The sequence below is a fragment of the Bradyrhizobium sp. USDA 4541 genome (assembly GCF_024171085.1).
GTDB lineage: Bacteria > Pseudomonadota > Alphaproteobacteria > Rhizobiales > Xanthobacteraceae > Bradyrhizobium > Bradyrhizobium australafricanum.
This window is the reverse complement of the sequence record NZ_JALJZF010000001.1, coordinates 4,580,279-4,592,582: the sequence shown is the minus strand read 5'-3', so window position 1 is coordinate 4,592,582 and position 12,304 is coordinate 4,580,279. Positions and strand designations below refer to the sequence as shown.

Below are 12,304 nucleotides of genomic sequence, written 5' to 3'. Positions count from 1 at the left end.
CGTTGGTCCTTTCTGCGCGATCTACAGTCCAAGTCCCCGCTTTCGGCCAAAGCTCCAGTCGATGCCACCGTCGTTGCGCATCGTTCCGGTGACGTGGCGGCCGAGCTGTTTCTCGAGCGAGGGCGTCCAGGGCACGAGCTGGAAGCCGAGTCCGTCGTCGATCATGGCGAAGCGGCCGGAGGCGAGCGTGAAGCGCCGGCGGTAGCTGCCGGCGACATGGTCGCCGCTGCCGGCTTGATGGAATGGCTGGCCGGTTCGGGACGCGAGCCTATCGCCCAAGGCCTCCAGCTCCCGGCAACGCAAGGTGTCGATCAGGTTGCGCGAGAAGATGATGCGCTGGCCCCGCCGCTCGGCATAACCGCGTTCGACCAAATGCTCGGCGCGCCGCTCCATGGCCTGCCGCACCTCGGCGCCGAAGCCGCCATCCGAAAGCGCGGCCGGCGTGCGAGCGACCGCCTGCCGGTCGAGCCAAGTCGCCCCCGATGCCGAGACCTGCGCAGCGAGGTTGAGATCCGACCGGACGGCGAGCGCCACGCGGCGACGTCCTTGCGGGTCGTCGAACTTGCGCAGCTCGACGATTGCGCCCGGCGCGCCGTCGCCGGCGGCGTCGAGATCGGGCAACCTCAAGTGATGGGTTCGCCCGTCCACGCCGTCGACCACGGCATAGGCCGTGCCCTTCAGCTCGTCGTCGAGGCCGCGATCGACCAGCCGGCCGATGATCGGCGCATCGAGGCTTTCAGCCGCGAGCACATAACTCGCCGCGCCGCGCTCAATGCCGCGTTCGGCTAATGCCCGGTGCATGCGCCTGATGATGTCATCGCGCTCCTCCAAATCGCGTAGCGTGGTCTCCGCCCGGTCGCGGATCACCCACTGGCCTGGATCGACCTGATCGGCGAGGCCGAGGGATTCGAGCTTGCGCAAGCGACCGACCTTCAAGGCGTGATATTCGTCCGGCTGCCGCTCGCGATGGGGCGCGAGATCGATGACGCCGGTGGACCAACCATCGCGCACAAGCTGACTATCCAGCTTGGTCCAGCGTTCGGCTTCAACCTGGCGCTCGAGATTGCGACGGATGTCGAGCTCGGTGCGCGGACCGAGTTCCTGGGTGACCAGATCCTGCGCGCGGGCACGCATTCCCTCCCTGATGTAGTCGCGCGAGATCACGAGGTCCTGGCCATCGTCACCCCGGCCGCGGAGGATGACGTGAACGTGGGGATTGTCGGTGTTCCAATGATCGACACCGCCCCAATCGAGCTTCGTGCCGAGATCCGTGGCCACCTGGCCCATCAGCTCGCAGGCGAAGGATTTAAGGTCCGCCAAGTCCACCGCGTCCTCGGGCGACACGATGAAACGGAAGTGATGACGGTCGCCCTCGCACCGCGCGGCGAAGCCACGGCCATCAGCGTCCTCGGTCTGCGGCCCGAACAGGCGCGCCTTGCCCCCGTCGCGGGTCACCCCCTCACGACGGAGATAATTGAGGTGCGCGGCGAGCGGCGCGGCGCGCGCGGTATGACGGACGACGCGGGTCTTGATTACGACGAGGCGCGAGCGTCCCGTCAGCAGATGGTTGGCCTGCACGCTGGCGACCCGGCCGCGTCCAAAGCGCGACCGGTTGCCCGGGATGATTCGGCCCGAGCGGGACACCTGCCCGCCGGCCTTCTGCGCCGCTGCGATCGCCTGCGCAATAAAGGGCCGCGCCCGCTGCGAAGTGGATGAGCGGATGCGGCCGGTGCGGATGCGAAACTCCCGATCATCGGCCATCGTCGACCTCGGCAATGTGCGAAAGATCGCAGAACGTCAGAGAGTTGCGTGCGGGGCGCACATTGCGGTCGGCGCGAGCACCTTGCGCGGAAGGCGGAGAACTCCGAACAACACGACGAACCGACCGAGGCGCACATTGCGCTCTTTTATCTCGCAGTCGTCCCGTCGTACTTTTCCACGGCTCCCGGGTTTCCGCCAACTCCCCTCTAGCGCACCCCAGCGCTCGCCGGTTCACGTAGATGCTCATCGCATGTCTCCGGCTTCCGATTTCGCGATGAACAGGCCAGTCCCCCTAGGAATCATCGACGACAGGACGCGAGCGCCCGACGAAGCGAGAGCGCTGCTCGCGACGAATCCAGCCTGCCGCCGATCTGGAATGCTATTGCGTTCCGATCGCGCGACGAAGAACGGTGCGGCGGTCCAGGAGAACTGGCCACCGGACCGACCAGAAGCGTACCCAATTCCCAGCAAGCTCGCGAGATTCGTGACATAGGCTTGCGTCTCGGCTGGCAAGGAAACACCGGCGAGGTGCTTTTCGTAACGTGCTGGTCCGGCGTTGTATGCTGCAAACGCGCCGGGCACCCCGTAGCGGTCGCTCAGCTCATGCAGATACGCCGTGCCAGCCAGGATATTGTCGCGCGCGTCGTAGGGATCGTTGCCGAGGCTGTACCGATGGCTTAGGTCAGCCCATGTCCCCGGCATGATTTGCATCAGCCCCATTGCGCCCTTCGGCGATTTGGCGCGCACGTTTCCAGCGCTCTCCAGCCGGATGATTGACCTGATCCAGCGCGCAGGCACGACGAATCTTTGCGAAGCCTGTGCAATGAAGGGAGCAAATGCGTTGTCGCCATGATCGTTCACTGACGGGAGCGCCGATTGCTCCGCGGCGAGAGCGGCACAGCTCCAAACCGTCAGGGCGAAAAGCAGCGTTCCGACAGGCCGAAAACACGCTCCCGACAGACGGAAGCACGCCGTCGTGCTCGCGCCCATCCAGGGTAAAGCTGCTTCGCGCCGGCCGTTGGGCCGCCCTGGACCGCCGCTGCGCGCAATAACCGCGCGATCCTTGGTCGGGACGGAGGAATGGCCCGGCAACTGATCGAACAGAGCAGTGGCAGAACGGAAGCACCAGCAAGGCACGCTCACTCCTCCCACGTCCACACGGGCAGTGCACGGCCAATGACCGCCGACGCAGGCAAAAATCCGAAGTATCGGCCGTCCAGAGAGTCGCTTGACTGCCAATTCATGAGAAAGAGCTCACCGTCGCCGACCACGGCGCATCCTTCCCACTTCGGCAGCAGTCGCCCGCGTCCGTCACGATCCCTCGCCTCGCCCACCACAATCTCGTCGACAGAAATTGCAAGCCCGCTTCTGCAGACCGTCTGCCCTGGAAGCGCCAGCACCCGCTTGAGCATTGGGACGCCTCCGGGCAAATACCCATTCAGGTCCAAAAAGGTCGCAAGCGGCTCGGGCGGCCGAACCGCAACCAATTCCGTGACGAAGAAGTCGCCCGCTGGCTCCAGGCGATAGAGTCCGATCGGCACGCTCGTGGAAGCATTCCAGATGTAGAGCGGATTCGACCCCAGAGCGACCGGAGCAACAAGTGTGGCGACACCGCAAACCGTCGCGATCAGCGCCTTTGAGCTGGGCGTCATCGCACGAACCTCTGCCGATGCAGCCAGGCCCGATGACGCCCTTTTGTGTACGCGCGTGGCGTCTCGTTGACAGAGAGGCGGTTATGAACGTGATGCCAATGGTCGGGGGCGGCATCCGCCGGATCGATCCCAAGTCCCTCGACAACGTCGATCAGTTGCAGCACGCGCTCGACCTTGGGCGAGCCCGACAACCGCAGCAAACTCTCGCCGCCTGGCTTGACATAGGGGACCGTCGAGCAGCGCTCGCCTGGAGCGACCGCGCGCAGGATGTCGATGCGCGAAATGACTGTTCCGAAGTCGTTGGATGTCCAGCGAACGAGGGCGAAGATGCTGCCCGGAGCAAATGACAGCACGCGGCGGTGTCGGTCGATCATCCTGTCTTCGACGGCGCGACCGAACCGAATCCGATTTTCGATACGCTTTTCGAGCCAAAAGACTTCGACTTGGGTGAGATCGTTCATGCCCGCGCTCCGTGATTCACAAACCGGGTTTCTGATCGGAAACCTGTCGAGACCGGCCTTCAGCCGGTCATAGTCTCGCGCACCGGTTCCGCGGCCGACAAACGTCAGGCTCTCGTAAGGCGTTGCAGTCATCAGGCGTGAGGTCTTCAAGCCTGCGTCGCGTCCTTCGACGATCTGGGAAGCCGCCCAGATCAGGATGTCCGCATCCCTGATGGTCGCCATGCCGTGTTCCGGCACGGCCTCGTCGCGAATGGAGATTGCGCCCGCGCGGAAATCGATTGGCACGATGCGCTTTGTTTTGGCGAGCGAGAACAACGGATAAGCCATCAGATCCTGCGCGTCGCGTGACACGAGATCGCCGGGCTGCGCCCGAAAGAGCTCAAGCTCGTCGCGCTCGGAGCGATGTGTGCGCCGCATTGTCACTGTCCTCACGCTGACGTCAGCGACGTTCCTGGCCCGCATACGGGCGCAGCGTCGGGTGCTTCTTGGCCGGCGGTACAGTCCCTTTGCCCGGATCAGACGTCGACGTTTTGGCGCCGAGGTCGGCCCAGGCTTTCAGGTCGTCCAACGCGTAAACGACGCGCCCGCCGATCTTCCGATACATTGGCCCCGTGCCGTATGTGCGGTGCTTTTCCAGCGTGCGACCGGAGAGGCCAAGGTAGCGTGCGGCCTCCGGTGTACGCAGGAAGCGCGGCGGCAGGCCGGCCATTGGATCGGACATTTGAGAACTCCAGGGTGACAGCACGGAGCCGATTTCGGCGCCGGCGTGTGTGCGGTCATCATGGAGAAGCGCGATGTCGGAGGGGGATGCCGAAGATTGAGGGGGCGATTTTCGATACCCCAGGCGGGTTATGCTATTTGCCCGTGCGCCCGCGCCGCAGAACTTGGCGATAACCGCCGCGCACCAGTGCGAGGCCGGTTTGCACCAGGCGAACGGTCCGGTTGCGCAGATCGTGCGTTTTCCAGGCGCGGTCTGGGATGCGCTTCTTGCCGAACAATGCTTCTGCGATGGCGCGATACGTGCCGCCGTCCCCACGCGCATCGAGCGCGCGAAGCGCCGCGCTCAACCGCTCGCGTCGCTGTTTGGATAACTCGTGAAAGGCGGGACCTGGCGCACGCCCGCTCATGGTTCGCCACAGCCGTCGCGCAGCGTACGCCCGCGCGTCGAAGTCGCCGTCGAACGACAACTCGACGACGTAGTGGGCAGCTACGCTTGGCGCTTCTCTTGACCAAACGCGGTGTTCCACCGCGCCGATGCGCAGCACCGCATGCCAGCCGTCGGCTGCACAGCGAACCTTGCCAGCTGCGAGATCAATCAACGGATGAGACGCTGCGTCACGGTCAATGGACGACGTCATTGCGATCGGAACGACGGTCGGCAGAACCTCGGGCGCCCAAAAGATCGTCTGCTCCGTAAACGACCTCAGCGGGTCATGGGCGAAAGCAGATGCCCCATTTCCTCCTGAACTCGGGTGTCACCTCGCCATCCGGGCTGTTGGCGATCATCGCTTCGTACTCGCGTCTATAATCCGCGTTGCGACGAAGACATTCCCAAGCGATGTCGGTGATCTCTGCATCCTGAAGACTATTGTAGGATTCCGGCGACCGCCATTCGAACTCAGGCATTGCTTCCACCCGCATGCACGCAGCTAACAAGGATTGCGGTGCAATAATCGTGAACGGGCGAGTTGCAGGAAGTCCCTAGTTTGGCACCACGTGGTGCTCCCAGATGACCACGCTTCGGCGGGAGAAGGCGATTTCTCAAGGAATGCCTTGGTCAATGAATTTCTTCTAGTTCAACCCAGTGCCACGCAACAGACGTCCATGTTCGGTCATCCACTTCGCGCGCGCGAGGTGACTCTGGTATGCGTTGCGCGCCCGGTCCGGCTCACACTCCGGATCGATATGCAGGACGATTCGAGCGACTTCCCGCCAGTCTGCACCCTCACCCTCGGCTTGTAGAAGACGAATGTACGTCACAACGTGCTCCTCATCGTAAGATGTCGGCACTGGCCCGGCGGGAGCCAGGTCTGCCACGTTAGGATCGAGCGGAGGGATCTGCATGATCTTACGGTCGCGGAGTTTACTGTCTAAGGATTCATAGGGCCGCACTTTGTTAAGTATATCGAGGTGCAATATACTGAACAAGCGGCATCTTTGCCCGCATGGATTTGCGGGAGACATTCGCCACTAACTTGCGTCGTCTACGCAATGCGAGGGGATGGTCTCAAGACGAACTTGCTTTGGAGGCTGAGATAAGCCGGAGCTATCTGAGCCAGCTTGAGAAGGGCGTATACTATGTCAGCATAAAGGTCATTGGTCGCCTTGCCGATAAGCTCGATGTCGAGCCTGATGAGTTCCTAAAACGGACGGCAAAGAGAGGTCGCGCTAAATAGGCGTGGCCCAACTCGCGAACCGAGCCAAAGACTCGGCGAGCGCCGGGCGCAAGTGCGCGTAGTCACCGCCGATCCGGCTGCGTACCCCCGCATGCCAGCCGTCGGCTGCGCGCCGAACCTGGCCAGCTGCGAGATCAATCAACGGATGAGACGCTGCGTCACTGCCAATGGGCGACGCGGTCATTTCGATCGGAACGACGGTCGGCAGAACCTTGGGCGCCCAAAAGGCCGTCTGTTGCTTGAATGACCTCAACAGGTCATCGGCGAAAGCAGATGCCCCATCTCCTCTTGAATTCGGGCGTCACTTCGTCATCCGGGCCGTTGGCGATCATCGCTTCGTAGTCGCGTCGGTAGTCCATGCTGCGACAAAGACATTCCCAGGCGATGTCGGTGATTTCGGCGTCCTGTAGGCTTTTGTAGGATTCCGGCGACCGCCAGTCGAAGTCAGGCATTGCGTTCGTCTCATTGCACGCAACTAACATGGATTGTGGTACAATAGTTGTGATCGAATGGGTTGCGGGAAGCCCCTAGTTTGGCTCCACGTGGTGCTGCCGAATGACACGTGTTGGCTGAAGAAGCCGATTTCCGAATGGATGTTTGGTCGATGGGCTTCTTCTAATTCGACCGCGTGCCCCGTAGGAGACGCCCCTGTTCGGTCATCCACTTAGCGCGCGCAAGATGACTCTGGTATGCGTTCCGCGCGCGGTCCGGCTCACGCTCTGGGTCGACGTGCAGCACTATTCGAGCGACTTCTCGCCAGTCCGCGCCCTCGCTGTCGGCCTGCAGGAGGCGGATGTACGTTACAACGTGCTGTTCATCGTAAGATGTCAGCGCTGGCCCGGCTGGAGCTAAGTCAGCTATATCAGGATCGAGCGGCGGTGTTTGCATAAGTCCTTCCAAAAGCTTGCGCTGTGGCCCCAATAGTTTGGAGCGAGTGTCGTTGAAAGCTGCCCCCTGGTTGCATTCAGCCGACGCCAGAACACCCGGCGGGAACTGCACAGCAGTATAGCGCCTCATTCTTTTGTCGAAAATACTCCGTGGTGAAATACTCTGCAAGACGATGCCCTCCCGGGCATGAACATCCGCGAAGTACTGGCTCTCAATCTGAGAAAACTCCGCCAGGCAAAGAGCCTGTCGCAAGAGGAGCTGGCACACCGCGCGGATGTTGATCGGACCTACATTAGCGCTCTAGAACGAAGTCTCTACGCAGCCAGTATCGATGTTGTCGATAACTTGGCCCAAGTATTGGGCGTTGAGGCGGCGGATCTTCTTAAGCGTCCTTTGCCGTCGAAAAAGGGCCGCGGTTGATAGAGGCGTAAGATCTGAAAGATATAATACCGTGATATGCCGCGAGCCGGGCCGGAGGCCCGGCGAGCGCCGGACGCGGACACGCGTCGCCGCCGATCCGACAAGTCGGATCGGCGGCGGCGCATCATGGATCGAGCGAAGCCGCGCAACCGGCGCCCGGTTACGCGGCCCAGTTCTTCAGATTGCGCCCTCCATCAAGCGCCTTGCTTTGCCTTCCAGCTCAAGGCGCTTGTCCTGATGGACCTTGCTGCGAGCAAACGCAGTAATGCCCTGTACGAAATCGAACATGCTTTCCGGCTTGCGATTTTCCTCGCCCAGAACGGTTTCGATGATTTTCGAGGCCTCGGATTTGGATGCTCTTCCTGCCTTCCCGCAAAGCGGCAACATAGATGGAAAAGGCCCCGCCTCGGAAGAGGCGGGGCCGATGACCCCTATGGGATCAGTCGCCGTTGCGGCGCGACCAGATCAGGGTGAAGCCCTCGTCGCCGTCGACCTTCACCAGCGAGGCGTAGATCGGGGCCGGAAAGCTCGGATCGTCGAGCTTGACCGAGAGGTATTCGCGATCGCTGTCGCGGGCGGTCTTCTTCCAGGCGGCGCCGAACTCGGTCACACCGGCAAAGATGCGGTAGTCGGGCGCCTTGTCATTATCCTTCTCGGATGCGGCGAACCGTGCCTTGATGTTCAGCGTCAGCGTCTTGATGAAGCCGACGTAGCCGTTGTCCGAAGCGGTGAAGGTGCCGATAGTAGCCATAGTACTCTCCGTTGGTTGCTCGGGCCGCGCCCATCGCGGCCTCGATGGCGATCCCTGGCCCGGGGAGCGATCGGCCCGCAGCCGTCAGGCCCGCAGCGCCAGCGGAGGACGGCGACAAGCCTGCTTTTTTGTCTCCCGCGAGGAATGCCGCCCACTTCGCGGCAGGGGAAAAAAGCAGGCGTAGCCGTTGCGGGAAGGCGATCGAGGCCTTGGCCGTCCCTCGGGCCTGATCAGCCCATTCGAGGTTGCGTTGGACGCGCGCCATGAACGAACTGACGAAGACAACCATGGCGGCCGACACCGACACAGCACAAGGACCCAGGCTGGAGATCGGACATATGCTGACGGTGACGCATTAACGGCAAGGAAGGCGCACCTGGGAAAACGCCAGCGAACCCAATCGCATCCGCAGCGTACGGGATCGAAGGCAAAGGCGGAGTTGGTCGCCAGAAAGCGATCTCGATGTTCGCAGTCATCACACGAACAAGGCATCCGACCTCAATGCTGCTGATTGACCAGCGCGACACTGCATTCCCTTGGCCTGCCGCGTACCTATGCGGAACTTCGCGGGGTTGTCGCCGGGTCGCAATGACGGTGCCGCCAGGGCCGCGGGCGACAGCGCCGTCGTGGGAACGTGTCGTTCGCATGTTCTTTCGATCTGGCCGTCTTCAAACTCCAGGGGAGTAGCTGCTCTGGAGATGACGCCTTCGAAAGAGCAGCGCACCTGCGGCACGCTCGGCATCGCCGGCCAATGGCCTATTCCAGCAGGGACTGGATCGCCAGATTGGCATGCGGAGCAGCCAGTGAATAATTTTCACATAAATAACAATTTTTGAGTATTTTTCATGGAATGCTCAGACTCTAATGATTTTGGAGCTTTCAGCGAAGAAAATTCAGGAATTGAGAGTATTTTTCATGGGATCTAGCAAAAATGCACGATTTTCAGGGCAAGTGAGCGTTTTTCATGACCGGCGGCTCCCCGAGACAGCGGTTCCGGTCGGCTACGCCGCCCTGATCGACGCCTATGATCTGCCCGTCCCGGTTCCCCGGACGCTTTCGGCGATCGGCACCAGGCATCGCATTATTGAAAAGGACCACTGGCACATCTATACGCCGCGCCACGCGCCCGAGGCCTCGCTTGAGGGGCATCTGACCTTTGCGCTCAAATACGAGGGCTTGGATCTCGCCCTCCTGAAGCGGCTTTTCCTCGCCGTCAAGGACGAAGACGTCGCCGAAATTGTGCGGCAGAAGCCTACAGGGATCTACACGCGCCGCATCTGGTTCTTGTACGAGTGGCTGCTCGGTCATGAGCTGAGGTTGCCTGCCGCAGACAAGGTCTCGTATGTGGATGCTGTCGACACCGACATCCAGTTCGCAGGTGCGCCGCAGAATTCGGCCCGGCATCGTGTCCGCAACAACCTTCCCGGCACGCCGGAATTTTGTCCGCTCGTCTTCAAGACATCTGCGCTGAACGAATTCATCGCGCAGGACTGGGAAGATCGCGCGCGCGCCGTCGTGAGCCAAGTGCCGAAGGATCTGCTCGCCCGCACGGCCGCCTTCCTTCTGCTGAAGGACTCGAAGTCCAGCTACGTGATAGAAGGCGAAAGGCCGCCGCAGGATCGAATCCAGCGATGGGGCCGCGCTATTGGGGAAGCTGGTCGCGCACCGCTCGACGAGCAGGAGTTTTATCGCCTGCAGCGCCTCCTGATCGGGGACGAACGTTTCGTCAAGCTCGGCTTTCGCAAGGATGGCGGCTTCGTCGGCGAGCACGACCGCGACACCCAACGCCCCATTCCGGACCATATCAGCGCGCGGCATGAAGACATCGCATCGCTCATGGCCGGATTGATCGCTTTCGACCACAGCGCCGAGAATGACCTCGATGCCGTTATCGCGGCGGCCGTGCTCGCATTCGGGTTCGTCTATATCCACCCATTTGAGGACGGCAACGGGCGCATTCATCGCTATCTGATGCATCATGTTCTCGCACGTCGGGGGTTCAACCCGGCGGGCGTGCATTTTCCTGTGTCCTCGGCCATCCTCGATCGGATCGCCGAGTACAAGAGCGTGCTTGGGAGCTATTCGGGCAGGCTGCTTTCCTGCATCCAGTGGGAGGCAACGCCAAGGGGCAACGTCAGGGTTCTCAACGATACGGCAGATTTCTACCGATTCTTCGATGCGACACCGCACGCGGAGTTTCTGTACGCCTGCGTGCGTCAGACGATTGAGCGGGATCTTCCGGACGAAACCAACTTCCTTGTCAGCTTCGATATGTTCCGCGCCGGCATCGAGAACATGATCGACATGCCGGAGCGGACACTGAACAATCTATTCGGCTTCCTCAGACAAAATCAGGGCAAGCTGTCGAAGCGCGCAAGAGAGGATGAATTCGCTGCGCTTACGGAGGACGAGGTCTCAAAGATAGAACAACTATATGCAGATTCGTTCGGCCAAACCGGAGAGTAACTGATGGTACATCAGATTAGATTCGGAGGCGCGGCTTGCGAAGAATATCTCTATCCAGCTCGACATCTCGATCCGAGCGATTCTCGATCTGGCGCTGGCAAAGGAAGACACTCGTCACCGAGTCGAGGCGGGTATCTTATGGAGTCAATCATAACTGCAGCGAAGAATGAGAGGGGCACGAGAGCAAAGGTCAGCCAGAAAAGCACCGAGCCCAATGACCTTGAGGATAAATCCAGGGGCCAGCATGGTGGCGGTCTCGCACTCAAAGATGACCGATTATGCCTTCCACCATCACGGCGCATTTCGACACATAGATCCAAACGCGAGACAAGAACCATTTCGCATGAAGTTCGCTTCGATGAGCGGGCTATCGACCTCTCGCGTTGCTTGCGCGAACCGATTTTCGGCAAGAGTCGAGTAAGACGGCGCTCACGCGCCGTCCTTGCCGAATTTCCAGACCGGAATCCCGAGTTTCTTCGCCTTGTCGGCGAGGTTATCCTGTATGCCGGTCCCCGGAAAGCACATGATTCCCATCGGCATGACTGCCAGCATGGCGTCGTTGCGTTTGAATGGTGCAGCCTTGGCATGCTTCGTCCAGTCCGGTTTGAAGGTGATCTGCGACACCCTGCGATTGCTGGCCCATTTTGCAGCGATCAATTCAGCCCCCTTCGGCGAGCCGCCGTGAAGCAGCACCATGTCGGGATACTTCGCGTGGACCTTGTCGAGCCGGCCCCAGACGAGCGAAACGTCGTTGAAATCGAGTCCGCCGGTAAGGGCGATCTTGGGCCCCGATGGCGGCATCGCCAGGGTTTCTGCGCGATGCTTGGCGGCTAGGAAGTCGCGGCTGTCGATCATCGCGGCAGTGGGCGTGCGATGGCTGACCAGTGATCCGGCGCGAGGCCGCCAGGGCGAGCCAGTGTGAAGCTCAAATTGCTCAGTAGCCAGGTCGCGGAACAGCTCCATGGCGTTGCGGCGTTCGACCAGTGAAATGCCGTCGGCGGTCAGCCTTTCGAGCTCAACAGATCGCACTTCCGAGCCGTTCTGCTCGCGTTGGCTCCTCTGCTGCGCCTGCTCATTGTCGTCGAGCCCGTGCTCGATACGGCCCACCGCGCGATGTAAGAGATTGACGGTCGACCAGAGCAGGCCTTCCAGATCGGGCTCAAGTCGGGTGTCGCTTAAAGTTGCCACGAAGGCGTCGAAGATATCGGCGACGGCGCCTGCGATCGCTTTACCTTCGGGCAACGGCCTCGGGTCGGGCTCGCCGTGGAACGGACGGTACCCGTAAAGCTGAAGTTCACTAAGAATGCGGTCGGTCGGTGATGAGTTATGTCGGGGTTCGAACTCGATGTCGTCATGGTCGGTCGTCATGGTGAGAGGTCCTTTGCCGGATCAGCCGCACCCATCGCGGCCTTCGTGGCGATCACCAGACGGCACGCGGTCCGAGCCAGAACCCCGGAGGCCTAAGCCGAGGGCGCCGAAGCGGAGCGGAGGATGGCCAAAACCCGGCTA

Annotated in this window: 15 protein-coding genes and 1 pseudogene; 3 read left to right on the top strand and 13 right to left on the bottom strand. The window is 61.3% G+C overall.

Annotated elements, in window-relative coordinates; all coding sequences use genetic code 11:
- Positions 1-21 precede the first annotated feature (21 nt).
- The 8 genes from J2R80_RS21610 to J2R80_RS21575 all read right to left on the bottom strand — a co-directional run bounded on the left by J2R80_RS21610 (position 22) and on the right by J2R80_RS21575 (position 5,938).
- The gene (locus J2R80_RS21610; RefSeq protein ID WP_253639358.1) at positions 22-1,761 is read right to left on the bottom strand and encodes a VirD2 family relaxase/mobilization nuclease; all 1,740 of its coding nucleotides are present in this window, start codon (positions 1,759-1,761) and stop codon (positions 22-24) included.
- Positions 1,762-2,004: 243 nt separating this feature from the next.
- Positions 2,005-2,622, bottom strand: a complete 618-nt coding sequence (locus J2R80_RS21605) for a lytic transglycosylase domain-containing protein (RefSeq protein ID WP_225646986.1) — start codon at positions 2,620-2,622, stop codon at positions 2,005-2,007.
- A 278-nt stretch (positions 2,623-2,900) separates the two neighbouring features.
- Entirely contained in the window at positions 2,901-3,413 is a 513-nt protein-coding gene (locus tag J2R80_RS21600; RefSeq protein WP_253639357.1) for a S26 family signal peptidase, read from the bottom strand.
- Positions 3,410-4,291: a DUF2840 domain-containing protein gene (locus tag J2R80_RS21595; protein ID WP_253639356.1), complete on the bottom strand. Its 882-nt coding sequence runs from the start codon at positions 4,289-4,291 to the stop codon at positions 3,410-3,412. The genes J2R80_RS21600 and J2R80_RS21595 overlap by 4 nt, the downstream gene beginning before the upstream one ends.
- Positions 4,292-4,313: 22 nt before the next feature.
- A complete protein-coding gene (locus J2R80_RS21590; RefSeq protein ID WP_253639355.1) occupies positions 4,314-4,595 on the bottom strand; it encodes an AlpA family transcriptional regulator in 282 nt (93 codons plus the stop codon).
- A 133-nt stretch (positions 4,596-4,728) separates the two neighbouring features.
- The gene (locus tag J2R80_RS21585; protein WP_253639354.1) at positions 4,729-5,232 is read right to left on the bottom strand and encodes a DUF2285 domain-containing protein; all 504 of its coding nucleotides are present in this window, start codon (positions 5,230-5,232) and stop codon (positions 4,729-4,731) included.
- Between the two features lie 73 nt (positions 5,233-5,305).
- Positions 5,306-5,500: a transcriptional regulator domain-containing protein gene (locus J2R80_RS21580; RefSeq protein WP_253639353.1), complete on the bottom strand. Its 195-nt coding sequence runs from the start codon at positions 5,498-5,500 to the stop codon at positions 5,306-5,308.
- 165 nt (positions 5,501-5,665) lie between these two features.
- Positions 5,666-5,938: a DUF2285 domain-containing protein gene (locus tag J2R80_RS21575; protein ID WP_253641008.1), complete on the bottom strand. Its 273-nt coding sequence runs from the start codon at positions 5,936-5,938 to the stop codon at positions 5,666-5,668.
- Between the two features lie 101 nt (positions 5,939-6,039).
- On the opposite strand from J2R80_RS21575, the gene J2R80_RS21570 reads away from it, so the two are divergent.
- Positions 6,040-6,270 (top strand): helix-turn-helix domain-containing protein, encoded by a 231-nt coding sequence (locus J2R80_RS21570; protein ID WP_168855976.1) that lies wholly within the window; start codon positions 6,040-6,042, stop codon positions 6,268-6,270.
- A gap of 257 nt (positions 6,271-6,527) precedes the next feature.
- Here the strand turns inward: J2R80_RS21570 and J2R80_RS21565 are convergent, their stop codons facing one another.
- Both J2R80_RS21565 and J2R80_RS21560 read right to left on the bottom strand, forming a co-directional pair.
- A complete protein-coding gene (locus J2R80_RS21565; RefSeq protein WP_253639352.1) occupies positions 6,528-6,722 on the bottom strand; it encodes a transcriptional regulator domain-containing protein in 195 nt (64 codons plus the stop codon).
- 163 nt (positions 6,723-6,885) lie between these two features.
- Positions 6,886-7,158, bottom strand: coding sequence for a DUF2285 domain-containing protein (locus J2R80_RS21560; protein ID WP_253641007.1), 273 nt, complete (start codon positions 7,156-7,158; stop codon positions 6,886-6,888).
- A 186-nt stretch (positions 7,159-7,344) separates the two neighbouring features.
- On the opposite strand from J2R80_RS21560, the gene J2R80_RS21555 reads away from it, so the two are divergent.
- The gene (locus J2R80_RS21555) at positions 7,345-7,578 is read left to right on the top strand and encodes a helix-turn-helix domain-containing protein (RefSeq protein ID WP_092089923.1); all 234 of its coding nucleotides are present in this window, start codon (positions 7,345-7,347) and stop codon (positions 7,576-7,578) included.
- Between the two features lie 177 nt (positions 7,579-7,755).
- Here the strand turns inward: J2R80_RS21555 and J2R80_RS21550 are convergent.
- Together J2R80_RS21550 and J2R80_RS21545 are read right to left on the bottom strand one after the other, a co-directional pair.
- Positions 7,756-7,932, bottom strand: a pseudogene (locus J2R80_RS21550) (DUF932 domain-containing protein); the annotation flags it as partial.
- An 85-nt stretch (positions 7,933-8,017) separates the two neighbouring features.
- On the bottom strand, positions 8,018-8,329 hold the full coding sequence (locus J2R80_RS21545) for a DUF736 domain-containing protein (RefSeq protein WP_141341719.1): 312 nt from the start codon (positions 8,327-8,329) through the stop codon (positions 8,018-8,020).
- A gap of 915 nt (positions 8,330-9,244) precedes the next feature.
- On the opposite strand from J2R80_RS21545, the gene J2R80_RS21540 reads away from it, so the two are divergent.
- Positions 9,245-10,795 carry a Fic family protein gene (locus tag J2R80_RS21540; RefSeq protein WP_253641006.1) on the top strand — a complete coding sequence of 517 codons (1,551 nt, stop codon included), beginning with the start codon at positions 9,245-9,247 and terminating at the stop codon, positions 10,793-10,795.
- A gap of 429 nt (positions 10,796-11,224) precedes the next feature.
- Here J2R80_RS21540 and J2R80_RS21535 read toward each other — a convergent pair whose 3' ends face one another.
- Positions 11,225-12,163: a DUF2493 domain-containing protein gene (locus tag J2R80_RS21535; protein WP_253639351.1), complete on the bottom strand. Its 939-nt coding sequence runs from the start codon at positions 12,161-12,163 to the stop codon at positions 11,225-11,227.
- Between the last annotated feature and the right edge of the window lie 141 nt (positions 12,164-12,304).

Coding starts and splice junctions, on each gene's coding strand:
- J2R80_RS21610 (WP_253639358.1), bottom strand. CDS start 1,761: ATGGCCGATGATCGGGAGTTTCGCATCCGCACCGGCCGCATCCGCTCA.
- J2R80_RS21600 (WP_253639357.1), bottom strand. CDS start 3,413: ATGACGCCCAGCTCAAAGGCGCTGATCGCGACGGTTTGCGGTGTCGCC.
- J2R80_RS21595 (WP_253639356.1), bottom strand. CDS start 4,291: ATGCGGCGCACACATCGCTCCGAGCGCGACGAGCTTGAGCTCTTTCGG.
- J2R80_RS21590 (WP_253639355.1), bottom strand. CDS start 4,595: ATGTCCGATCCAATGGCCGGCCTGCCGCCGCGCTTCCTGCGTACACCG.
- J2R80_RS21585 (WP_253639354.1), bottom strand. CDS start 5,232: ATGACGTCGTCCATTGACCGTGACGCAGCGTCTCATCCGTTGATTGAT.
- J2R80_RS21580 (WP_253639353.1), bottom strand. CDS start 5,500: ATGCCTGAGTTCGAATGGCGGTCGCCGGAATCCTACAATAGTCTTCAG.
- J2R80_RS21575 (WP_253641008.1), bottom strand. CDS start 5,938: ATGCAGATCCCTCCGCTCGATCCTAACGTGGCAGACCTGGCTCCCGCC.
- J2R80_RS21570 (WP_168855976.1), top strand. CDS start 6,040: ATGGATTTGCGGGAGACATTCGCCACTAACTTGCGTCGTCTACGCAAT.
- J2R80_RS21565 (WP_253639352.1), bottom strand. CDS start 6,722: ATGCCTGACTTCGACTGGCGGTCGCCGGAATCCTACAAAAGCCTACAG.
- J2R80_RS21560 (WP_253641007.1), bottom strand. CDS start 7,158: ATGCAAACACCGCCGCTCGATCCTGATATAGCTGACTTAGCTCCAGCC.
- J2R80_RS21555 (WP_092089923.1), top strand. CDS start 7,345: ATGAACATCCGCGAAGTACTGGCTCTCAATCTGAGAAAACTCCGCCAG.
- J2R80_RS21545 (WP_141341719.1), bottom strand. CDS start 8,329: ATGGCTACTATCGGCACCTTCACCGCTTCGGACAACGGCTACGTCGGC.
- J2R80_RS21540 (WP_253641006.1), top strand. CDS start 9,245: ATGGGATCTAGCAAAAATGCACGATTTTCAGGGCAAGTGAGCGTTTTT.
- J2R80_RS21535 (WP_253639351.1), bottom strand. CDS start 12,163: ATGACGACCGACCATGACGACATCGAGTTCGAACCCCGACATAACTCA.